This is a genomic window from Bradyrhizobium sp. WYCCWR15520, assembly GCF_056174665.1.
In genome coordinates this window covers 71,609-93,513 of record NZ_JBWBWM010000006.1, presented here as the reverse complement: position 1 = coordinate 93,513, position 21,905 = coordinate 71,609, and the positions used below count along the sequence as shown (strand labels likewise).

Below are 21,905 nucleotides of genomic sequence, written 5' to 3'. Positions count from 1 at the left end.
GGCTGCAAAGATTGTACAATGACTGACACGTCTCTCATTCTGCTGGCCGCCGGGGGTACCGGCGGCCATCTGTTTCCGGCCGAAGCGCTCGGCGTCGAACTGATCAAACGTGGCCTGCGCGTGCGGCTCGCCACCGATGCCCGTGCGCTGCGCTACAGCGGGCTCTTTACCCGCGACAATATCGACGTGGTGCCGAGCGAGACCGTGCGCGGCCGCAATCCCGTATCGCTGGCGCGCACCGTCATCACGCTCGGTTACGGAACGGGCGTCGCAATCAACCTGGTGAGGCGGCTAAAGCCCGCGGCCGTGGTCGGCTTCGGCGGCTATCCGACGCTGCCGCCCTTGATCGCGGCGCGGCTGCTCGGTGTGCCCGCCATCATTCACGATGCCAATGCCGTGCTCGGCCGGGCCAACCGCTTTCTCGCCGGCCGCGTCAACGCGATCGCGACCTCGCTGCCGGGCGTGCTCGATCGCGATCCCGCGCTTGCGGGAAAGGCCACGACTGTCGGCACACCGATGCGCCCTGCGATCCTTGCCGCCGCCGCTGAGCCGTTTGCGTCGCCCGAACCGAACGGGCCGCTGCGCCTTCTGGTGGTCGGCGGCAGCCAGGGTGCGCGGGTGATGAGCGACATCGTGCCGCCAGCCGTCGAGCGGCTCGAGCCGGTGCTGTGGAGCCGCATAGTCCTGACCCAGCAGGTGCGCGAGGAAGACATGGCGCGGGTGCGCGCGATCTATGACCGGCTCAAGATCAAGGCTGAACTCGCGCCGTTCTTTGCCGACCTGCCGGCGCGGCTGGCGTCCAGCCATCTCGTGATCTCGCGTTCCGGCGCCGGCACCGTGGCGGAACTCGCCGCGATCGGCCGGCCCTCGATTCTGGTGCCGCTGCCGGGCGCGATCGACCAGGACCAGTTCGCCAATGCCGGCGTGCTGGCCAAGGTGGAGGGCGCCTTGCGGATCCCGCAGGGCGAATTCACGCCCGATCGGCTCGCGGCCGAAATCTCCGCCTTTGCCGCCGAGCCCGCCCGGCTGACCGCGATGGCCGCTGCCGCGCGCCAGGTCGGCCGGCTCGACGCCGCCGAACGGCTGGCCGATCTGGTGATGAAAACCGCCGGAATCTAGACGGTTGTCCGCAAAATTGCCCCTTGTCAGCGGCTTCCAAAGCGGGGCATCCAGTACTCCGCAAGGCTGATTTGAGCGTCGGCTTCGCGGGATACCGGATCATCCGCCTTCACGGATGATGACGATAGGGAACGTTTCATGAGACTGCCGCGCGAGATCGGACCCATTCACTTCGTCGGGATCGGCGGCATCGGCATGAGTGGCATCGCCGAGGTGCTGGTCAATCTCGGCTACACCGTGCAGGGTTCGGACGCCTCCGAGAGCGGCAATGTCGCCCGGCTGCGGGAGAAGGGCGTCAAGGTCTCGGTTGGCCACAGGCCAGAGAATGTCGACGGCGCCGACGTCGTCGTGGTCTCGACCGCGATCAAGCGCGACAATCCCGAATTGATGGCGGCGCGCGCCCAGCGCATCCCCGTGGTGCGCCGTGCCGAAATGCTGGCCGAACTGATGCGGCTGAAAAGCTGCGTCGCGATCGCCGGCACCCATGGCAAGACCACGACGACCACGATGGTCGCGACGCTGCTCGATGCCGGCGGTCTCGATCCCACCGTCATCAACGGCGGCATCATCAACGCCTACGGTTCCAACGCGCGGCTCGGGGCGGGTGACTGGATGGTGGTCGAGGCGGACGAGAGCGACGGCACGTTCCTGAAACTGCCGTCCGATGTCGTGATCGTCACCAACATCGACCCCGAGCATCTCGATCACTTCAGGACATTCGAGGCGATCCAGGAGGCGTTCCGTAATTTCGTCGAGAACGTACCGTTCTACGGCTTTGCGGTCATGTGCACCGATCATCCCGTGGTGCAGAGCCTGGTCGGCAAGATCGAGGACCGCCGCATCATCACCTATGGCGAGAACCCGCAGGCCGACGTGCGGCTGGTCGACCTGACGCCGAACGGCGGCGGCTCGACATTCAAGGTCGTGTTCCGCAACCGCAAGACCGACGCCACCCATGAGATCGCGGATCTCATGCTGCCGATGCCGGGGCGCCACAACGCCTCGAACGCGACGGCGGCGATCGCGGTGGCGCATGAACTCGGCATGTCCGACGACGCGATCCGCAAGGCGATCGCAGGTTTTGGCGGCGTCAAGCGGCGCTTCACCCGGACCGGCGAGTGGAACGGCGTTACCGTGATCGACGATTACGGCCATCACCCCGTCGAGATCGCGGCCGTTCTTAAAGCGGCACGTGAATCCACCAACGGCAAGGTCGTCGCCGTGGTGCAGCCGCATCGCTACACCCGGCTGCAGTCGCTGTTCGAGGAGTTCTGCACCTGCTTCAACGATGCCGATGCGGTCATCGTCGCCGAGGTCTATCCGGCCGGCGAGGCGCCGATCGAAGGTATCGACCGCGACCATTTCGTCACCGGCCTGCGCGCCCACGGCCATCGCGAGGTGATCCCGCTACCGGGTCCGGCGGAGCTGGCAAAAATCGTTCACGGCCTCGCAGGCTCTGGCGACCTCGTCGTGTGCCTCGGCGCCGGCAACATCACGCAATGGGCCTACGCACTGCCCGGCGAATTGAAAGCGTTGGGGTAACAGTGGCTTTTCCCGACATCACGCCCGATCTGAAAGCCGCGATGCCGCAGCTCCGCGGGCGGTTGCTCGCAAACCAGTCGTTGGCGGAGTTGACCTGGTTTCGCGTCGGCGGGCCGGCGCAGGTGCTGTTTACGCCGGCGGATGAAGACGATCTCGCCTACTTCTTGAAGCTGCTTCCGAAGGAGTTGCCGGTCTATGTCGTCGGCGTCGGCTCCAACCTGATCGTGCGCGACGGCGGCATGGAAGGTGTGGTGATCCGCCTGTCGCCACGGGCGTTCGGCGAGACCAGAGCCGAGGGCGACATCGTCAGCGCCGGCACGGCCGCGCTCGACAAGCGCGTGGCGGAAACGGCGGCGGCCGCCACGATCGGCGGCATGGAATTCTTCTTCGGCATTCCCGGCACGATCGGCGGCGCGCTGCGGATGAATGCTGGCGCCAATGGCAGCGAGACCAAGGACGTGCTGCTCGATGCCGTCGGCGTCGGCCGCGACGGCACCAGGCATGTCTTCTCCAATGCCGACATGAAGTTCGTCTATCGCAACAGCGGCGTCGACACTTCGATCATTTTTACCTCTGCGCGTTTTCGCGGACAGATCACCGACGCTGAAACCATTCGCGCGCGGATGAACGAGGTGCAGAATCACCGCGAAACCGCTCAGCCGATTCGCGAAAAGACCGGCGGGTCGACCTTCAAGAATCCGCCCGGCAACAGCGCCTGGAAACTGATCGACGCCGCCGGCTGCCGGGGCTTGCGCGTCGGCGGGGCGCAGGTGTCGGAAATGCACTGCAATTTCCTCATCAACACCGGCAACGCCACCGGCCATGATATTGAAACCTTGGGCGAAACCGTGCGCGAGCGGGTTAAAGCGAATTCGGGCATAGAGCTACATTGGGAAATCAAGCGGATCGGGATTCCTGCATAGTCGTCATTCCGGGGCGCGCGCAGCGCGAACCCGGAATCTCGAGATTCCGGGTCTGCTCCTTCGGAGCATCCCGGAATGACCGATAGCGGAATGACGGATAGGTAGAGGCTGATGCGGACAACCATTCTCTTCGGCGGCACCAATAAAGAGCGACTGGTTTCGGTGGCGAGCGCGCAGGCGTTGCACCGCGCCTTGCCGGAAGCCGATCTCTGGTTCTGGCATGTGGCGGATACCGTTCATGAGGTCGATTCGAAGGCGTTGCTAGAGCATTCGCGTCCCTTCGAGGATGAGTTCAAGCCGGCCAACCGCGGCATCGCGCTCGAGGCGGCGCTGGACAAGGCCAAGGCCGAGGATCGCGTGCTGGTACTCGGCCTGCACGGCGGCCGGGCCGAGAACGGCGAACTGCAGGCGATGTGCGAAATCCGCGGCATTCCCTTCACCGGCTCCGGCTCGGCGTCGTCGAACCTCGCCTTCGACAAGACCGCGGCGAAACGGTTTGTGGCGATTGCGGGGGTTGCAACGCCGGACGGCGTCGCCCTGGAAAACCTTGACGCGGCGTTTGCCGATTACGGCAGGCTGATCGCAAAGCCGGCGCGCGACGGTTCGAGCTATGGCCTGATCTTCGTCAACGCCAAGCAGGATCTCGTCGCGGTCCGCAACGCCGCCAAGACCGAGGAATATCTGATCGAGGTGTACATCGCCGGCGTGGAAGCAACCTGCGGCGTGCTGGAGCAATCGGATGGGACGACAATATCGCTTCCGCCGATCGAGATTGTCCCGGGGGAGGGCACCTTCGATTACACGGCGAAATATCTGCTGAAATCGACTCAGGAGATCTGCCCGGGGCGCTTCTCGCCTGAAATCACGGCGCAACTGCAGGATCAGGCGCTCCGCGCGCACAAGGCGCTGTCTTGCACCGGCTATTCCCGGACCGACTTCATCGTCTCGGAGAGGGGGCTGGTCTATCTGGAAACCAACACCTTGCCGGGCCTGACCGCGGCTTCGCTCTACCCGAAGGCGCTCAAGGTCCAGGGGATCGAGTTTCCGGATTTCCTGCGCGATCAGATTGCCTTGGCCGAACGGCGTGCCCGCGGCCGGACTTGACCTGTCCCGGCCGGGAGTTAACGGGGAACCGGGGGCCTGACCACTAAAATTGTTTCAAAATCCTAACAGTTGAGCGGCAAACTACTCAAAAGACGCATCAAAACGCACCCGCACCCCCGCGTTTTTACACTTTGTTTACCAGTAAGTCCGAAGGTTAACGCTGGCGGCGCATGTGGCGCTTGGCTGCCGGGGTGTGCGCTGTTCCGACTTCAGGTCAGCACTTAAGTCCGGCACGGCCGAGACGTCATCTGAGCCAAGACTCGCGAAGACCCGCAAAAACGCTTGCGGGAACAACACTTGGACAGGCTCGTGCAATGGATGGTGCAGGACGCCTCACGCGGTCGGTGAGATCGGTGGGGCCCCAGGCTGACCTGAAAGCAGCCGCTATTGGAGCGGTCGTGCTGCTGCGCGAGTGGCTGGGCCGTCGCGCCCGGGCCCGGACCCCGGCCAAACCTGTGATTGATCGCGAGCCGTCGAATCGCATGGTCCGTCTGGTCGAGCGCTACCTTCCGAATCGCCTCGGCGTCGCCTTGACCGTCCTGATGCTGCTCGGCAGCGCCGGCTTTGGCATCGTCAAGGGCGGTCACCTCGACGCATTCACGACCGCACTCAGCGACACGCGCAATGCGCTGGCCAATTCGGCCGGATTCCGCATTACCGAAGTCATCATCAATGGCCGTAGGCAATTGAGCCAGGACGAGGTGCTCGCGATCGGCGGCGTCAATGGCCGCTCGTCGCTGCTGTTCCTCGATGCCGCCACCCTGCGCGACAAGCTCAAGGCCAATCCGTGGATCGCTGATGCGACCATCCTGAAGCTCTATCCCGGCCAGTTGCAGATCGACCTCGTCGAGCGCACGGCGTTCGCGCTGTGGCAGCAGGGTGGCCGGCTGTCCGTGATCTCCGAGGACGGCGCCGTGCTGGAGCCCTATGTGTCGCGCCGCTTCGTGACGCTGCCGCTGGTGGTGGGGAAGGGCGCCGACCTCAAGGCCCGCGATTTCCTCGCGTTGCTCGACCGTTATCCGCAGGTTCGCGCGGTCACCAAGGCGGCGATCCTCGTCGGCGAGCGGCGCTGGAATTTGCGGCTGAAGGACGGCCTCGACATCCGCCTGCCGGAAAACGACGTCGGCAATGCACTGGCCATGCTCAGCAAGCTCGACAAGGAAGACCGGCTGTTCTCGCGCGACATCGTTGCCGTCGACATGCGCCTGCCTGATAGGCTCACGGTGCAATTGTCGGAAGACGCGGCGAAGGCCCGCGAAGAGCTGTTCAAGGACAAGAAGACCAAGAAAAAGCCCGGTGATTCAGCATGACCGGCCTCGATCGCAACCAGACCCCGAAGACGCGGCCCGTCGACCACAAGCGCACGGCGCTGGTGGCCTCGCTCGATATCGGCACCAGCAAGATCGCCTGCATGATCGCGCGGCTGAAGCCGTCGCCGCCGAGCGAGGCGCTGCGCGGCCGCAGCCATGCGGTGGAATTGATCGGCTACAGCCAGATCCAGTCGCGCGGCGTCAAGGCCGGCGCGGTGATCGATCTCGCCGAATGCGAGCAGGCGGTGCGCCAGGCGGTGGCGCTGGCCGAACGCATGGCCAAGGTCCGCGTCGAGTCGGTATTGCTGTCGGTTTCCGGCGGCCGGTTGCAGGGCCAGCTTGTTGAGGCTGCCGCCGATATCAGGGGCGGCGCGGTCACCTCCGATGACGTCACCCGCGTGACTTCCACCGGCATGCGCCACGCCACCGGCGAGGGGCGCACGGTGCTTCACGCGCTCCCCGTCGGCTACGCGCTCGACGGCGTCAAGGGCATCCGTGACCCCCGCGGCATGGTGGCCCGGCAGTTCGGCGTCGACATGCAGGTGGTGACGGTGGATGCCACCGTTGCCCGCAATCTGATGCTGGTGGTCGAGCGCTGCCATCTGAACGTCGAGGCCATGGCGGCGAGTCCTTATGTCGCAGGCCTGTCGGTGCTGACCGACGACGAGGCGGATCTCGGCGCCGCCGTGGTCGAAATGGGCGCAGGTTCGACCACGATCGCGACCTATTCCGGCGGCCGGTTCGTCCATGCGAGCGGTTTTGCGCTCGGCGGCCAGCACGTCACGATGGATCTTGCACGCGGCGTCGGCGCATGCATTGCGGATGCCGAGCGAATCAAGACGTTATATGGCACCGTGCTGACCGGCGGGTCCGATGCGCGCGAGCTGATGTCTGTACCGACTGCGGGCGAGGAACACGATGCGCCGCAGATCGTCTCGCGCGCCACGATTGCCAACATCGTCCGGCATCGCGCGGAGGAGATTTTTGAAATGGTCCGGGACCGGCTCGCGGATTCCCCCTTTGCGGCAGAGCCGAGGGCGCGGGTTGTGTTGAGCGGCGGCGCCTCCCAGCTCACCGGCACGGTCGAACTCGCCGCCCGCATTCTCAACCGGCCGGTCCGCATCGGCCGTCCGCTCGGCTTCGGCCGGCTGCCCAACGAGGCCAAGAGCGCCTCGTTCGCGGTGCCCGCAGGCCTCCTAGTCTATCCGCAATACGCTCATCTGGAACACGTCGAACCGCGGCACACGCGGCAGCTCAGGACAGGGACTGACGGCTATTTCGGAAAGGTCGGACGATGGCTTCGCGAGGGCTTCTGATGACCGGTCCAATGACCAAACGATTTTCACCAAATCCCGCGGCCGTCGGCCGGGGCGAACCAACGCGCGCGTCGTAGGAGAGGCAACCATGGCACTCAATCTGACCCCCCCTGACATCAGCGAGCTGAAACCGCGGATTACCGTCTTCGGCGTCGGTGGAGCAGGCGGCAATGCCGTCAATAACATGATTACTGCCGGGTTGCAGGGCGTCGATTTCGTCGTCGCCAACACCGACGCGCAGGCGCTGACGATGTCGAAGGCCCAGCGCATCGTGCAGATGGGCACCCAGGTGACGCAGGGCCTCGGCGCGGGGTCCCAGCCTGATGTCGGCGCGGCGGCTGCGCAGGAAGTCATCGACGAACTGCGCGACCACCTCTCGGGCGCCAACATGGTGTTCGTCACCGCCGGCATGGGCGGCGGCACCGGCACCGGCGCAGCGCCTGTGATTGCCAAGACCGCGCGCGACATGGGCATCCTCACCGTCGGCGTCGTCACCAAACCGTTCCACTTCGAAGGCCAGCGCCGCATGCGCACCGCCGAGTCCGGCATTGCCGAACTGCACAAGGTGGTCGACACGCTGCTGATCATCCCGAACCAGAACCTGTTCCGGGTCGCCAACGAAAAGACCACCTTCGCCGACGCCTTCGCGATGGCCGACCAGGTGCTCTATTCCGGCGTCGCCTGCATCACCGACCTGATGGTGAAAGAAGGCCTGATCAACCTCGACTTCGCCGACGTCCGCGCCGTGATGCGTGAGATGGGCAAGGCGATGATGGGCACCGGCGAGGCGACCGGCGAGAAGCGTGCGCTGACCGCGGCGGAAGCTGCGATCGCCAACCCGCTGATCGACGACTCATCAATGAAGGGTGCGCGCGGCCTCTTGATCTCGATCACCGGCGGCAAGGACCTGACCCTGTTCGAGGTCGACGAAGCCGCCACCCGGATTCGCGAGGAAGTCGACCAGGACGCCAACATCATCGTCGGCGCCACCTTCGACGAATCGCTGGACGGCATCATCCGCGTGTCCGTGGTCGCGACCGGCATCGACCAGTCGCAGATCGCGCGCAACGCGAGCACCCCTGCCGCCGCTGCTGGCGCTGCCCCGGCCGCCGCTACCCCGGCTTCGCCGGACAACCGGTTGGCCGAACTGACCGCTCGCCTGCGCGCCGATAATGCGCGTCTGGCCGAGCGCGCCCAGAAGCTCGAGCCGACGGCTGCGCCGCAGATGATCGCTCCGGGTCCCGCACCGGGCGCTGCGCCGGCCCCGCGCGGCAATGTCGAGCGCGCGGCGCTCGCCGCCATCGCCGCGGCGGTCGCGCCGGAACCTGCCGCCGCTGCGCCGATCCAGCCGGCCTCCTATGGCGATGTCACGGTTCGCCCGATTGCGCAGAAGCCGTCGCTGTTCCCGGACCACAAGGAAGCCGCTCGCGTCGAGCCCGAGCCGTCGGCGCCCGAAACCTTCATCCCGCAGGCCGCCGAACGTCCGCCGGTCCGCACGCCGCGGATGCCGAAGTTCGAGGATCTCCCGATGCCGGCGCAGGCCGAAATCCGGCAGGCCCGCGGCGAGGCAGAGGAAGAGCATCCGCAGAAGTCCAAGCTGTCGCTGTTGCAGCGGCTGGCCAATGTCGGCCTCGGCCGCCGCGACGAGGAGAACGAGCCGCCGATCGCGGCGCGTGCCTCCGGCCCGGCAATGGCGCCGCTGCCGCCGCTCCCCGAGCGCAAGCCGCAGCGCACCGTCGCCCAGCAAATGGCGAATCACGACCCGGTATCCGAGTACGCAAAACGGCCGGCGCCGCAGGGGCTTGACGTTCATGGCCGCCCCGCACCTGTTGCCTCGGCGCCACAGGGAGACGACCATCTTGATATCCCGGCCTTCCTGCGAAGGCAGGCCAACTGAGCTTTGTAACAATTGAGGCGACTCGCAAGGCCCCGGCTGACCTCGCCGGGGCCTTTCTCTTTGGAACGGTGAGTGTTTCTCTAACCGGCTGATTTTAAAGAGTTAATTATGCTTTAAGTGCTCAAATGTCACAGTTGGAACCGGAGGCGGCCGTGCCGGAATTTGGTTAACCCTTGGCGTGAATGCGGCAGAGATAGGGTAACAATCCGTAAAGAAGCGTGAGTTGGCGACCTTTGGGAAATGATTATGGTCTGCCGTGACTTGGGGATGCCTAGAACGCGAATCGGCGCTAGCGCGCGGTTCCTGTCTTTAGGTTAAGTCGGGTAGTGGGCAGTTATCGATGAAATTCAGCCGCCAAACGACGCTTCGTGCGCAAGCCACCGTAACGGGCGTTGGCGTCCATTCCGGTTTACCTGTCAGCCTGACGCTTGGACCTGCTCCCGTGGATGCGGGTTTTATTTTTGTCCGCACCGGCCTCGATGAGGCTGACCGCGAAGTTCCCGCGATCGCGGAATCCGTTACCGCCACCGATTTTGCCACCGTTCTCGGCGACCGCGAGGGCCCGCTGGTTTCCACCGCCGAACATGTCCTCGCTGCCTTGCGCGGCATGGGAGTCGATAACGCCATCATCGAAGTCGACGGCCCCGAAGTTCCGATCATGGACGGCAGCTCGGCTGCCTTCGTTGCCGCCATCGATCAGGCCGGCATCGTCACCCAGTCGGCCTCCCGCCGCTTCATTCAGGTGCTGAAGCCGGTCCAGGTCGCGATCGGCGACAGCTTTGGCGAGCTGCGCCCGCATGCCAACGGGTTCCGTGTCGAGGTCGAGATCGACTTCGCCAACCCCGTGATCGGCCGCCAGAATTATTCGATCGATCTCAGCCCCGAAAGCTTCCGCCGCGAGATTTCCCGCGCCCGGACCTTCGGCTGCATGAACGACCAGGCGCGGCTCTGGAGCGCCGGCTTTGCGCTCGGCGCTTCCTTTGAGAATACGGTGGTGTTCGACGATACCCGCCTGCTCAACCCCGAAGGCTTCCGCTTCAGCGACGAATGCGCCCGTCACAAGGTGCTGGACGCGGTCGGCGATCTTACCCTGGCCGGTCTGCCGCTGCTCGGCGCCTATCGTTCGGTGCGCGGCGGCCACAAGCTGAACCACGCCGTGCTGACGGCCCTGCTGGCCGATCGCAGCGCCTGGCGGGTGGTCGATGCCGAGCCGGCACGCCGTCCCCGTAGCCATGTCGAGGCGGGCGCGGGCATGGTGGGCGGCATGATCGCCCCAGCCTACGGCCCGGACGTTTCCTGAACGCCCGTCTTTGCAAAATCTTTGAATTTCTGAGCCGTTTTGCGCCGCATGGGCGCATTTTCCGTAATAACCACAATTGGTAACGAGGCAGGCGAGCCGCCTTAATCCGGGCGAATTGGCTGCGTATTCGGTTGGTCGAGAACCATTTTTCGGCTAGAGAGGCCCGCGGCTGCACGACAGTGCGCAACGGGCCTTGAAGAATTGGGCACCAAACGCATTGAGTTCGGGGAATGGGCACGGGGAATATGACGTCCATGACGACGGTTCACGGACGGGCGGGCTCATTCATCAGTCGCATCACAGGGCGTCAGGTCACAGATTCCATGTCGGCACAGCGTATGACGCTTGAACCCAGCAATTCACTCAGGCTTTCCAGCCTCGGACGGTCGTTGCGGCTGGCAGCGGGCCTGATTGCGCTCGCGATTCCCTTGAGCGGCTGCGGCACCGGCGCGCTGTGGGACAAGTTCACCCAGAAGGACGACACCTTCAACGAGGAGCCCGCGGACAAGCTCTACAATGAGGGCTTGTACCTGATGAACCAGCGCAAGGATAACAAGGCGGCCTCGAAGAAATTCGAGGAAGTCGACCGTCAGCACCCTTATTCGGACTGGGCGCGCAAATCGCTGCTGATGTCGGCCTATTCCTTCTACAATCAGGGCGACTACGATAGCTGCATTGGCGCTGCGACCCGTTACGTCACGCTGCATCCCGGCAGCCCCGATGCGGCCTACGCGCAATACCTGATCGCGGCCTCGCATTACGACCAGATCCCGGACATCTCCCGCGACCAGGCCCGCACCGAAAAGGCGATCGCGGCGCTGGAAGAGGTGATTCGCAAATATCCGACCTCGGAATACTCCAATTCCGCCAAGGCCAAGCTCGAAGGCGCGCGCGACCAGCTCGCCGGCAAGGAAATGGACGTCGGCCGCTATTACATGGAACGGCGTGACTACACTGCCGCCATCAACCGCTTCAAGACCGTGGTCACCCGCTACCAGACCACGCGGCATGTCGAGGAAGCGCTGGCGCGCTTGACCGAGGCCTATATGTCGATCGGCATCGTCGGCGAGGCGCAGACGGCAGCGGCCGTACTTGGGCACAATTTTCCTGACAGCCGCTGGTACAAGGACGCCTATAATCTTGTAAAGTCCGGCGGTCTCGAGCCGAGCGAGAACAAGGGTTCCTATATTTCCAGGGCCTTCAAGAAGATGGGTCTCGGCTAGGAAATAACTTCGCATGCTCGCGCGTCTGTCGATCCGTGACATCGTCCTGATCGAACGGCTCGATATCGAATTCTCCCGTGGCCTCGCGGTACTGACCGGCGAAACCGGCGCGGGGAAATCCATCCTGCTCGATGCCTTCGCGCTGGCGCTCGGCGGCCGCGGCGATTCGGGCCTCGTCCGCCATGGCGCGGAACAGGGCCAGGTGACCGCCACCTTCGATGTGCCCAAGGGCCACCCGGCGACGAAGATCCTTTCCGAGAACGGTCTCGACGACACCGGCGAGATGATTCTCCGCCGCGTGCAGCTTGCCGACGGCCGCACCCGCGCCTTCATCAACGACCAGTCGATCAGCGTTCAGACCTTGAAGGCCGTCGGCGCCGTCCTGGTCGAGATTCACGGCCAGCATGACGAGCGCGCGCTGGTCGATGCCTCGACGCACCGGCAGTTGCTCGATGCCTTTGCCGGGCTGGAGAAGGAAGTCGCGGCGCTGGAGACGCTGTGGGAGGCGCGGCGCACCGCCAACCAGGCGCTGGGTGAGCACCGCGCCAGCATGGAGCGCGCCGCCCGCGAGGCGGATTATCTGCGCCACGCCGCCGACGAACTCAAAGCGTTGAAGCCGAAGGACGGCGAGGAGACGACGCTCGCCGAACGCCGGACCATCATGATGCAGGGCGAGAAGATCGCCAGCGACCTGCGCGAGGCGCAGGAGGCGGTCGGCGGCAACAACTCGCCGGTACCGGCGCTGGCGGCCGCCGTGCGCCGCCTCGAACGCCGCGCCGCCAATTCGCCGGCGCTGGTCGAGCCGGCAGTGAGGGCGATCGACATCGCGATCAACGCGCTGGAAGAGGCGGACCAGCATCTCAGTGCAGCGCTCGTCGCGGCCGATTTCGATCCCGCCGAGCTCGAGCGCATCGAGGAGCGGCTGTTTGCGCTTCGTGCCGCCTCGCGCAAATATTCGACACCGGTGGATGGGCTCGCGGCGCTCGCCGCGAAATTCGTCTCCGACGTCGCGCTAATCGATGCCGGCGCCGACCGGCTGAAGAAACTGGAAGCGGCTGCTGCCGAGGCCGACCAGCGCTACGGCGCGGCGGCCGAAAAACTGTCCGCGGCCCGGATCAAGTCAGCCGAAAAACTCAACAAGGCCGTCAATGCCGAACTGGCGCCGCTGAAACTCGAGCGCGCGAAGTTCACGACCCAGGTCGAAGCGGATGCGAAGTCGCCGGGACCGCAAGGCATCGATCGCGTCGAGTTCTGGGTGCAGACCAATCCGGGGACGAAGCCGGGGCCGCTGATGAAGGTCGCCTCCGGCGGCGAGCTGTCGCGCTTCCTGCTGGCGTTGAAAGTGGTGCTGGCCGACCGCGGTTCGGCGCCGACACTGGTGTTCGACGAAATCGATACCGGCGTCGGCGGCGCCGTGGCCGACGCGATCGGCTCGCGGCTGGCGCGCCTGGCCGGCCAGGTCCAGGTGATGGCGGTGACGCACGCGCCGCAGGTGGCTGCAAGGGCCAGCCAGCATCTTTTGATATCCAAGGACGCGCTCGACAAGGGCAAGCGCGTCGCCACCCGCGTCAACGCGCTCGCCGCCGACCACCGCCGCGAGGAAATCGCCCGCATGCTGGCCGGCGCCGAGATCACCGCAGAGGCGAGGGCGGCGGCGGAGCGGCTGCTGCGCGCGGCGACGGCGTAGGCGGTGGCACGCGGCCATGGCTGTGAAAGCGAAAAAGACTCTCGTCGATGTCGAAAAGCTCACCAAGGCGCAGGCCAAGGTCGAGCACATGCGGCTGGCGCTGGAGCTCGAAGGGCACGACAAGCGCTATTATCAGGAAGACGCGCCAAGCGTGACCGACGCCGAATACGACGCGTTGCGGCAGCGCTTCAATGCCATTGAAAAACGATTTCCGGAGTTCGTCAGCGCGGAATCGCCGTCGCAAAAGGTCGGCGCCGCGCCGTCGGGGCGTTTCAAAAAGGTCCGGCATGCGCTGCCGATGCTGTCGCTCGACAATGCCTTTGCCGAGCAGGACGTGATCGACTTCGTCGGTCGCATCACACGGTTCCTGAAGCTGCCGGATGACAAGGTCGATTTTTCCGCCGAGCCGAAGATCGACGGTCTCTCGATGTCATTGCGCTATGAGGGCGGCGAGCTCGTCACCGCCGCCACCCGTGGCGACGGCGCGGAAGGTGAGGACGTCACCGCCAATATCCGCACACTGGAAGATGTGCCGCAGAAATTGAAAGGGCGCAACGTCCCCGATGTCTGCGAGGTGCGCGGCGAAGTCTACATGACGAAGAAGGCGTTCCTTGCTCTCAACGAACGCCAGAAAGCCGCGGGAGACACCATCTTCGCCAACCCGCGCAATTCGGCTGCGGGCTCGCTACGTCAGAAGGACCCAAGCATCACGGCATCGCGCCCGCTCGGTTTCTTCGCCTATGCCTGGGGCGAGATGAGCGCGATGCCGGAAGGCACGCAGACCGGCATGATCCACTGGTTCGAGCGCTGCGGCTTCAAGACCAATCCGCTGACCAAGCTGTGTCATTCCGTCGATCAACTCATCGCCTTCCACCGCAAGATCGAGGAGCAGCGCGCCGAGCTCGACTACGATATCGACGGCGTCGTCTACAAGGTCGACCGCATCGACTGGCAGGAGCGGCTCGGCTTCGTCTCGCGCACGCCGCGCTGGGGCGTCGCGCACAAATTCCCGGCCGAGCGCGCGATGACGGTGCTGCGCGACATCGAGATCCAGGTCGGCCGCACCGGTTCGTTCACGCCGGTCGGCAAGCTGGAGCCGGTCGGCGTCGGCGGCGTCATCGTGCAGAACGTCACGCTGCACAACGAGGATTACATCAAGGGCATCGGCAACAAGGGCGAAGTGTTGCGCGAGGGCCGCGATATCAGGATCGGCGACACCGTCGTGATCCAGCGCGCCGGCGACGTGATCCCGCAGGTGGTCGATGTCGTCATCGACAAGCGGCCGAAAGGCGCCAAGGAATTTCACTTCCCGAAGAAATGCCCGTGCCCGCTGCACACTGACGTTGTGCGCGAGGAGACGGCCACCGGCGAGGAGGGCTCGCGCGCCCGCTGCACCGGCGAGTTCGCCTGTCCGTTCCAGAAGATCGAGCATTTAAAGCTGTTCGTGTCGCGGCGGGCGTTCGACATCGACGGGCTCGGCGAGAAGCAGCTTCAGTATTTCTTCGATCATGGATGGGTGACCGAACCGGCTGATATCTTCACGCTGCCGAAGCGCAACGCCAAGCTCAAGCTTGAAGAGATCGAGGGTTACGGCGAAACTTCGGTGCGCAACCTGTTCGCTGCGATCGAGAACCGCCGACGCATTGCACTGGAGCGTTTTATCTACGCGCTCGGCATGCGCCATGTCGGCGAGACCACGGCGCTGGCCCTGGCGCGCGGCTACGGTTCGTGGGACGCGTTCCACGACGCCTGCCTTGCGGTCGCCAAGGGCGACGAGGAGACCATCGCGGAGATGGACGCGCTGGACCAGATCGGCGACACCGTGATCAAGAGCGTCGCCGCCTATTTCGGCGAAAGTCACAACCGCGGCATCGTCGAGCGGCTGGTGAAGGAACTGAACGAGATCATCGACGCCGAAAAGCCAAAGAGCAATTCGGCCGTCGCCGGCAAGACCGTGGTGTTCACTGGCTCGCTGGAAAAGATGACGCGGGACGAAGCCAAGGCGAAGGCTGAGCGGCTGGGCGCCAAGGCCGCCGGCTCGGTGTCGAAGAAGACGGACTATGTCGTCGCCGGGCCGGGCGCGGGATCAAAGCTGGCGGAGGCCAAGAAGCACGGCGTGCAGGTGCTGACCGAGGACGAGTGGCTGAAGCTGATCGGGGAGTGAGCGGTTCTCTCGCCGTCATTGCGAGGAGCCAACGGGTCGCGCGAATGCGCGCCCGATGACAGGCTCCGCGACGAAGCGATCCATGTCTCAGCGTGTGGCACGATGGATTGCTTCGCTCCGCTCGCAATGACGGGAGGGAGAGCTGCGAGCAGTGGCTTTCGGATAAATCACAAGAGTTCACCCGTCAGTCGAAATCGAAGCGCTTGCCTTTCTCCCACGGCCGGAAGGGTGAGACCACGCGTCCCCTGCGGTCGATGCGTCCCCATTGTCCGCCCTCGTACCAGCTACGCTCGCCTTCAGTGACGGTGTTGTCAAAGACAAGCGTGCAAGCCGTGCAGACAACGGCAACTCCATCCTTGAACGGATAGGCGCCGTCATACGTCGCCGGGATCACGAGATTGAGTTTGCGGTCAATATATCCAATCTTGCCGCCGACCGGCGATCGCGCGAGACCGTCCTCGAAATAGTCCGGTCCGTTATCCATCACTTTGACCGGCACCGGGATGACGCCGCGTCGAACGTAATACCATTGGCTTTTTTGCTTGTCGGTCCCATCCATTAGCAAGACGGAAGCCAACCCATCGCGGTCATATCGAAGTCGAGCCAAAAAGGATCGCTTCAGGCGCGGCCGCCCGTCGGGGCCGGTTGCCGCGCATTGCTTGAAAATGCGCTCGGGCTCCCAGCAGTCGAAGACCGCCGGCGTAACCGTGCCCCGGTCAATCGCCATGACTGGCCTGGATGAGAGTACGAGCAGGGCGCCCAGCGCAACGATCTTGAGAAAATCAGGCATGATGTACGCTCGTCGTTGCAGTCGTCATTGCGAGCGAAGCGAAGCAATCCATTGCGGCGTAAGAAAGTAATGGGATTGATTTGTTTGGCTGGCAATTGCGTCGTGAGGCAGGACAAGTTCGTCATTGCGAGGAGCCAACGGGTCGCGCGAATGCGCGCCTGATGACAGGCTCCGCGAACGAAACAATCCATCTACCCCCATGAGACGCTATGGATTGCCTCGCTGCGCTCGCAATGACGGTGCCGGCAATTTTCGCGCTCCTCATAACATCCCCTGTTCTTCCTCCTCCGCCTTCTCCTTCAGTTCCTCACTGACTACGACGTTTCGCTGCGGCACGAGAAAGAACATCGCCGAGGCGCAGGCGATCGAGAGTGCGAAGATTGCGGCGGTCAGCGGCAACGTGGTGGTAGAGTGGCCGCCGAGATAGGCGCCGAATTGCGAGACCAGCGCGCCGACGCCTTGCTGCAGAAAGCCCATGGCGCCGGAGGCGGTGCCAGCGGCTTCGGGGCGGACGCTGATGGCACCGGCCGCGGCGTTGTTCATCACGAAGGCATTGGCGACCATCACGATCATCTGGGTACCGAACAGCCAGAGCGGCGCCTGATTGGTGCCGGTGAGGCTGAAGACAAGGTTGAGCAGGGCGCCGGCAAATTGCAGCGCCAGCCCGAACCAGATCAGCCGCTCCAGCGACTGGCGCGGCGCGAAGCGGACGCAGAACACATTGCCGATCAGATAGGCGAAACCCGTCGTCGCAAACCAGGCGCCGTATTCGGCCGTGGTGCGGCCCATCTGCGTCACCACGATGTAGGGTCCGCCGCCGGCGAACATGAAAATGATCTGCGACGCCAGCACCTGGCACAGCACATAGCCGATGAAAGCGCGGTTGCGGATCAGGCTGCTGATATCGCCACGAAAACTGCTGCTCTGGCTGCGGACGCGGCGCGTTTCGGGCAGCGCCATGGCGATCAGCACCGCGACGCTGAGCGAAGCCGCCGTGATGAAATAGAAGATCGCGCGCCAGCCGAACGCGGTTTCCAGCAAACCGCCGACGAGTGCGCTCAGCATCTGCGCCATCATCATGACGGCAATGACGAGACTGATCATGGAGCTGATACGTTCGCGGCTGTAGAGGTCGCGGATGATGGCGCGGCTCACCACCATGCCGGTGGCGCCGCCCAGCGCCTGCAGGAAGCGCGCGGCAATCAGTTGTGGCAGCGTCTGCGCCAGCGAACAGCCGATGCTGGCCACCACCATCAGGGCGAGGCCGGCGAGCAGCACCGGGCGGCGGCCCAACTTGTCCGACAGCGGCCCCATGATGAGCTGCGAGCAGGCGATGCCGACCATGTAGAGCGACACCGTCATCTGCGCGACCGAGATATCGCCGCCGAATGTGGTCGCCAGCACGGGCAACGCCGGCACCAGCATGTAAAGCGAGATCGGCGCGACGCCGGTCATCGCGACCAGCATCAACAGCATGATTTTCGAGGTCGCAACGGCATTCGCCGCCGCGCCGGGCGGCTTGCCCATGACGCCGTGCATTCAGTTCAGATCCTGTTGGTTGGATCGACTGTAGCGGGGCGGGTCAGAACGAAAACGACCGTTTCGGCATGCGGCCATGCTGAATTGGGGAGGCGGGGTACGAGGCTGGGCCGCTGGATTCTACTTTGCATGGGGTTGTTTTCGCGATTTTGTGTCCGGCGCCCGCGCCGTGTCGCTGTAGGAGGCGGGCCACGGCGTACCGGATCCTCTGCCTTCGCCGGGGGGCGCCCGCTGGAAGTAGGATGGGCGACGCTTAAAGCGGCAGCAGCGCCGCGGTGGCTTCATCCAGCCACAGCTTGGTGGCGTTGTCGTCGAGATGGGGACGCACGGCGCGGTTGACGCGCTCGTGGTAGTCGTTGAGCCACTTCAGTTCTGTTGCGCTCAGCATGTTGACGTCGATCAGGCGGCGGTCGATCGGCGCCAGCGTCAGCGTCTCAAAGGCGTTCACCGGCTTCTCGGCGCCCGGCACGTCGGTGCCGATGACCAGTTCGAGGTTCTCGATCCTGATGCCATAGGCGTCGGTCTTGTAATAGCCGGGCTCGTTGGAGAGGATCATGCCGCGCTTCAGCGGCGTGGTGCCGAGCTTCGAGATGCGCGCCGGGCCTTCGTGCACCGAGAGATAGCTGCCGACGCCGTGCCCGGTGCCGTGCTCGAAATCCAGGCCCGCCTGCCACAGAAATTGCCGCGCAAAGGAATCGAGCTGCGCGCCGGTGGTGCCGTCGGGAAACACCGCGCGGGCGATTGCGATGTGGCCGCGCAGCACGCGGGTGAAGCGGTCGCGCATTTCGTCGGTGGGATTGCCGATCGCGATGGTGCGGGTAACGTCGGTGGTGCCGTCTTCATACTGCGCGCCGGAATCGATCAGCAGCAGATCGCCGGGCGAAATCCGCCGGTTGCTCTTGCGGGTGACGCGGTAATGCACGATGGCGCCGTTCGGCCCGGTGCCGGCGATGGTCGGAAACGAGACATCCTTCAGCGCGCAGGTCTGGCGGCGAAACGTTTCCAGCGCCTCGACGGTGTCGATCTCGGTCAGCGCGCCGGAGGGGGCCTCGCGGTCGATCCAGGCGAGGAAGCGCGTCAGCGCCACCGCGTCGCGCTGATGCGCGGTCCGCGTGCCCTCGATTTCGGTGATGTTCTTCACCGCCTTCAACAGGCTGACCGGATCGTTGCCGCGCACCGGTTTTCCCCCGGCGGCCGCGATCAGGCGGCTCAGCGCGTCGGCTGCGGTAGCGCTGTCGAGCGCGATTGCGGTGCCACCGCGCGCGAGCTCGGTCAGCATGGGCACCAGCGCGTCGGGCTCGCTGACGTCGGCGGATTGTTCGAGATGGTCGCGTGTCACGTTGGAAAGCTTGCGGTGATCGATGAAGACGGTGGGGCGGCCGTCCTTGGGCACCAGCGCGTAGGACAGAGGCAGCGGCGTGTGCGAGACGTCGGCGCCGCGGATGTTGAAGGTCCAGGCCACCGCGTGGCTGTCCGACAGCACCAGCGCATCGACGCCGAGCTTGTTGATCTCGAGCCGGATGCGCTTTAGCTTCTCGGCCTCAATCTCGCCGGAAAACTGCACGCCATGAATGGCGACGGGGCCGCGCGGCGGGGCCGGGCGCTCGGTCCAGATCTGGTCCAGCGGGTTGCTCTCGACCGCGATCAGCTCCGCGCCGGCCTTGGCGCAGGCGGCGGCCAGACGCTCCGCTGCCGCCGAAGTGTGCAGCCACGGGTCAAAACCGAGGCGGTCGCCGGCCGCAAGGTGTCGGGACAGCCAGTGTTCCGGCGGCGGATCGGCCAGCGGCTCGATGTGCCAGGCCTTGCGGTCGACCTGTTTGGCGGCCTGCAGCGTGTAGCGGCCATCGACGAAAACAGCGGCCTCGCGCGTCAGGACGATCGCCATGCCGGCCGAGCCGGTGAAGCCGGTGAGCCAGGCCAGCCGCTCCTCGGAGGCCGCGACATACTCGTTTTGCTGCTGATCTGCCCGTGGAATCACGAATCCGGTCAGCTTCCGCTGTGCCAGTTCCTCGCGAAAGGTGCCAAGACGTGCGGCGAGCGCCACGCCGCCTTCGGGTTCTTCGAATGTCTGGAAATGGGCTTCGAACATCGCCGGGTCACTTTAGAGTTGGGCGGAGACGTCCGCAATCGGGCGAGTTCGCCACAATTTGGCATATTCCGTGCTTCACTATATCCGTCCGCGTTAGTCGGACGAATGGTTTTGCGCCCCAGGCCGTTCGGCTCAAGAATACCGGGAGGCTCCAGGAGTGTTTCAACTCAACGAAGAGGGGATACACCATGCCTGCTTTCATGTTCGAGAAGATTACGCCACCGCCGGTCGATCGCGGTCCGGCGCCGCCGGTCGCTAACAAGAAACAGCGCGGCGTCATCGTTCAGATCCTCGACCGGTTCGCGGAGGCGCGCGTCAAGCGGTCGTTGCAGAGAGAGAAGGGCGTCATCGCCCGCAATCGGAACAGACCGTCCGAATAGAGTTTCAGTTCACCTTGCGCAGCAACAGACTGCTCCAGCCTTCGATGCGAAGGTGGCGGACCGGCACCAGCCCGCGGGCGCGATAGGCGGCGATGACGGCGGGCGCCTGATGCGTCAGCAGCCCTGAGAGGATGACTAGCGCCGACGGCGCCAGATGCCGCGCCATCGGCCCCGCCAGTTGCCGCAACGGATTGGCGAGAATATTCGCCAGCACCAGATCGAACGGCGCGGCTTGTGCAAATTGCGGCGCCGAGAAGCCGGTGGCGCGGACCGCGCACACCAGATGTCCCGCTACATTCAGCCGCGCATTGTCGCGCGCGACCTGCACCGATGGCGGATCGATATCGCTGGCCAGGATCTTTTCATGCAGCGCCCGGGCCGCGGCGATCGCCAGCACGCCGGTGCCGGTGCCGAGATCGAGCACGCGGCGTGGGCGCCAGGCTTTCAGGACATGATCGAGCAGCAGCAGGCAACCGCGCGTGGTGCCGTGGTGGCCGGTACCGAACGCCAGCGCCGCCTCGATCTCGATGCCGAGTTTGTTGGGTGCGATCCGCTCGCGGTCATGCTGGCCGTGGACGACGAAGCGGCCGGCGGGCACGGGAACGAGGTCCTCGAGGCTGGCCTTGACCCAATCCTTGGCTTCGACCGTGTCGAAGACGATGCCCGCGGCGATGTCAGCGCCGGCGGCATTGGCCACGAGTTCGCGCATCAGCGCCTGGTCGGGTGCTTCCGCAAAATGCACCGTGACGTCCCATCGCCCATCCGGCCGTTCGAACGCGGCGATTGCGGCCTGGCCTTCAAAAAAAACTTCGGTCAGGACATCGACGACACCCTTGGCTGTATGCTCGTCACCGACGGCAAAATTGACGCGATGTGTGGGCGCGCGATAAGTCATTGAAAAGCCTGGAGGAAAGGAGGAGGGGCGCGATTGGTGGTAGGGTGATTCATTCAAATTTGAGCAAATTTCACGTTGTAATACTCGGAAAAGTTGCGGGTCCGACGTTAGAGCGGCCTTAGATTCATCCCAGTAGGTTCCGGGACAGGAACTGCAGGGGGAACCTCGGTTCCACGAACATCAACCCAGGTCGGAACCAGCCAATGTCGATCATTAAGTCATTCTTCAAGGACGAATCGGGAGCCACGGCCATCGAGTATGGCCTGATCGCAGCAGGTATCGCGATTGCGATCATCACCGCCGTGAACGGTCTCGGCACCAAGCTCAGCACCAACTTCGATACTATCAGCTCGTCGCTGAAGTAATTGCCAAGTATCGGGGCATCTCGGGACCGGGCGCGTCGCGCGCCCGGTCCGTTATTTTTGGGCCGGCGTTGCCGGTCATTTCCACCGCTTATCCACAGTCGAGCGGGGCCCTGCTGATCCAGTTATGCCGGTAGCCATACCGATGCCTTCCACCGCCGCTACGGCGGGTTTTCGACAACCAATCCACAGGCTTTCCCGCCCGTTACCCACCGGCTGTCCACAGCCTGTTCCACACCATTTGTGGGCGGGAAACGAACCGGCC

General features: G+C 64.6%; 17 protein-coding genes. 13 read left to right on the top strand and 4 right to left on the bottom strand.

Features of this window, described 5'->3' with window-relative positions:
* Positions 1-18 precede the first annotated feature (18 nt).
* From murG to ligA, 11 genes are all read left to right on the top strand, one after another.
* Entirely contained in the window at positions 19-1,119 is a 1,101-nt protein-coding gene (murG, locus tag AC0QUY_RS08590) for an undecaprenyldiphospho-muramoylpentapeptide beta-N-acetylglucosaminyltransferase (RefSeq protein ID WP_475386512.1), read from the top strand.
* 138 nt (positions 1,120-1,257) lie between these two features.
* Positions 1,258-2,661: a UDP-N-acetylmuramate--L-alanine ligase gene (murC, locus tag AC0QUY_RS08585; RefSeq protein WP_475386511.1), complete on the top strand. Its 1,404-nt coding sequence runs from the start codon at positions 1,258-1,260 to the stop codon at positions 2,659-2,661.
* A 2-nt stretch (positions 2,662-2,663) separates the two neighbouring features.
* Positions 2,664-3,584: a UDP-N-acetylmuramate dehydrogenase gene (gene murB / locus AC0QUY_RS08580; protein WP_475386510.1), complete on the top strand. Its 921-nt coding sequence runs from the start codon at positions 2,664-2,666 to the stop codon at positions 3,582-3,584.
* A gap of 111 nt (positions 3,585-3,695) precedes the next feature.
* Entirely contained in the window at positions 3,696-4,688 is a 993-nt protein-coding gene (locus tag AC0QUY_RS08575) for a D-alanine--D-alanine ligase family protein (RefSeq protein WP_475386509.1), read from the top strand.
* Between the two features lie 314 nt (positions 4,689-5,002).
* A complete protein-coding gene (locus AC0QUY_RS08570) occupies positions 5,003-5,998 on the top strand; it encodes a cell division protein FtsQ/DivIB (RefSeq protein WP_475386508.1) in 996 nt (331 codons plus the stop codon).
* Entirely contained in the window at positions 5,995-7,314 is a 1,320-nt protein-coding gene (gene ftsA / locus AC0QUY_RS08565) for a cell division protein FtsA (RefSeq protein ID WP_161849449.1), read from the top strand. Before AC0QUY_RS08570 ends, ftsA begins: the two co-directional genes overlap by 4 nt.
* Before the next feature lie 88 nt (positions 7,315-7,402).
* Positions 7,403-9,211, top strand: a complete 1,809-nt coding sequence (ftsZ, locus tag AC0QUY_RS08560; RefSeq protein ID WP_475386507.1) for a cell division protein FtsZ — start codon at positions 7,403-7,405, stop codon at positions 9,209-9,211.
* Positions 9,212-9,551: 340 nt separating this feature from the next.
* Positions 9,552-10,511: a UDP-3-O-acyl-N-acetylglucosamine deacetylase gene (lpxC, locus tag AC0QUY_RS08555; protein WP_161849447.1), complete on the top strand. Its 960-nt coding sequence runs from the start codon at positions 9,552-9,554 to the stop codon at positions 10,509-10,511.
* 323 nt (positions 10,512-10,834) lie between these two features.
* Positions 10,835-11,734 (top strand): outer membrane protein assembly factor BamD, encoded by a 900-nt coding sequence (locus tag AC0QUY_RS08550; RefSeq protein ID WP_161849446.1) that lies wholly within the window; start codon positions 10,835-10,837, stop codon positions 11,732-11,734.
* Positions 11,735-11,747: 13 nt separating this feature from the next.
* On the top strand, positions 11,748-13,421 hold the full coding sequence (recN, locus tag AC0QUY_RS08545) for a DNA repair protein RecN (protein WP_475386506.1): 1,674 nt from the start codon (positions 11,748-11,750) through the stop codon (positions 13,419-13,421).
* Positions 13,422-13,437: 16 nt separating this feature from the next.
* Positions 13,438-15,585 carry an NAD-dependent DNA ligase LigA gene (ligA, locus tag AC0QUY_RS08540; RefSeq protein WP_475386505.1) on the top strand — a complete coding sequence of 716 codons (2,148 nt, stop codon included), beginning with the start codon at positions 13,438-13,440 and terminating at the stop codon, positions 15,583-15,585.
* A gap of 184 nt (positions 15,586-15,769) precedes the next feature.
* Here the strand turns inward: ligA and AC0QUY_RS08535 are convergent, their stop codons facing one another.
* The 3 genes from AC0QUY_RS08535 to AC0QUY_RS08525 form a co-directional block, all read right to left on the bottom strand.
* Entirely contained in the window at positions 15,770-16,375 is a 606-nt protein-coding gene (locus AC0QUY_RS08535) for a WG repeat-containing protein (RefSeq protein ID WP_475386504.1), read from the bottom strand.
* A 261-nt stretch (positions 16,376-16,636) separates the two neighbouring features.
* Entirely contained in the window at positions 16,637-17,914 is a 1,278-nt protein-coding gene (locus AC0QUY_RS08530) for a multidrug effflux MFS transporter (RefSeq protein WP_475386503.1), read from the bottom strand.
* Positions 17,915-18,167: 253 nt separating this feature from the next.
* On the bottom strand, positions 18,168-20,003 hold the full coding sequence (locus tag AC0QUY_RS08525; RefSeq protein WP_161849442.1) for an aminopeptidase P family protein: 1,836 nt from the start codon (positions 20,001-20,003) through the stop codon (positions 18,168-18,170).
* A 188-nt stretch (positions 20,004-20,191) separates the two neighbouring features.
* Between AC0QUY_RS08525 and AC0QUY_RS08520 the strand changes: the two genes are divergently transcribed.
* A complete protein-coding gene (locus tag AC0QUY_RS08520; protein ID WP_161849441.1) occupies positions 20,192-20,383 on the top strand; it encodes a hypothetical protein in 192 nt (63 codons plus the stop codon).
* Between the two features lie 4 nt (positions 20,384-20,387).
* On the opposite strand, the gene AC0QUY_RS08515 is transcribed toward AC0QUY_RS08520, so the two are convergent.
* Positions 20,388-21,278 carry a 50S ribosomal protein L11 methyltransferase gene (locus AC0QUY_RS08515; protein ID WP_475386502.1) on the bottom strand — a complete coding sequence of 297 codons (891 nt, stop codon included), beginning with the start codon at positions 21,276-21,278 and terminating at the stop codon, positions 20,388-20,390.
* Between the two features lie 203 nt (positions 21,279-21,481).
* On the opposite strand from AC0QUY_RS08515, the gene AC0QUY_RS08510 reads away from it, so the two are divergent.
* Positions 21,482-21,643 (top strand): Flp family type IVb pilin, encoded by a 162-nt coding sequence (locus AC0QUY_RS08510; RefSeq protein ID WP_057862367.1) that lies wholly within the window; start codon positions 21,482-21,484, stop codon positions 21,641-21,643.
* Positions 21,644-21,905: the final 262 nt, after the last annotated feature.

Coding starts and splice junctions, on each gene's coding strand:
- AC0QUY_RS08535 (WP_475386504.1), bottom strand. CDS start 16,375: ATGCCTGATTTTCTCAAGATCGTTGCGCTGGGCGCCCTGCTCGTACTC.
- AC0QUY_RS08510 (WP_057862367.1), top strand. CDS start 21,482: ATGTCGATCATTAAGTCATTCTTCAAGGACGAATCGGGAGCCACGGCC.
- ftsZ (WP_475386507.1), top strand. CDS start 7,403: ATGGCACTCAATCTGACCCCCCCTGACATCAGCGAGCTGAAACCGCGG.
- murC (WP_475386511.1), top strand. CDS start 1,258: ATGAGACTGCCGCGCGAGATCGGACCCATTCACTTCGTCGGGATCGGC.
- lpxC (WP_161849447.1), top strand. CDS start 9,552: ATGAAATTCAGCCGCCAAACGACGCTTCGTGCGCAAGCCACCGTAACG.
- AC0QUY_RS08515 (WP_475386502.1), bottom strand. CDS start 21,278: ATGACTTATCGCGCGCCCACACATCGCGTCAATTTTGCCGTCGGTGAC.
- ligA (WP_475386505.1), top strand. CDS start 13,438: ATGGCTGTGAAAGCGAAAAAGACTCTCGTCGATGTCGAAAAGCTCACC.
- AC0QUY_RS08525 (WP_161849442.1), bottom strand. CDS start 20,003: ATGTTCGAAGCCCATTTCCAGACATTCGAAGAACCCGAAGGCGGCGTG.
- AC0QUY_RS08530 (WP_475386503.1), bottom strand. CDS start 17,914: ATGCACGGCGTCATGGGCAAGCCGCCCGGCGCGGCGGCGAATGCCGTT.
- AC0QUY_RS08520 (WP_161849441.1), top strand. CDS start 20,192: ATGCCTGCTTTCATGTTCGAGAAGATTACGCCACCGCCGGTCGATCGC.
- AC0QUY_RS08575 (WP_475386509.1), top strand. CDS start 3,696: ATGCGGACAACCATTCTCTTCGGCGGCACCAATAAAGAGCGACTGGTT.
- murG (WP_475386512.1), top strand. CDS start 19: ATGACTGACACGTCTCTCATTCTGCTGGCCGCCGGGGGTACCGGCGGC.
- recN (WP_475386506.1), top strand. CDS start 11,748: ATGCTCGCGCGTCTGTCGATCCGTGACATCGTCCTGATCGAACGGCTC.
- ftsA (WP_161849449.1), top strand. CDS start 5,995: ATGACCGGCCTCGATCGCAACCAGACCCCGAAGACGCGGCCCGTCGAC.
- AC0QUY_RS08550 (WP_161849446.1), top strand. CDS start 10,835: ATGTCGGCACAGCGTATGACGCTTGAACCCAGCAATTCACTCAGGCTT.
- AC0QUY_RS08570 (WP_475386508.1), top strand. CDS start 5,003: ATGGATGGTGCAGGACGCCTCACGCGGTCGGTGAGATCGGTGGGGCCC.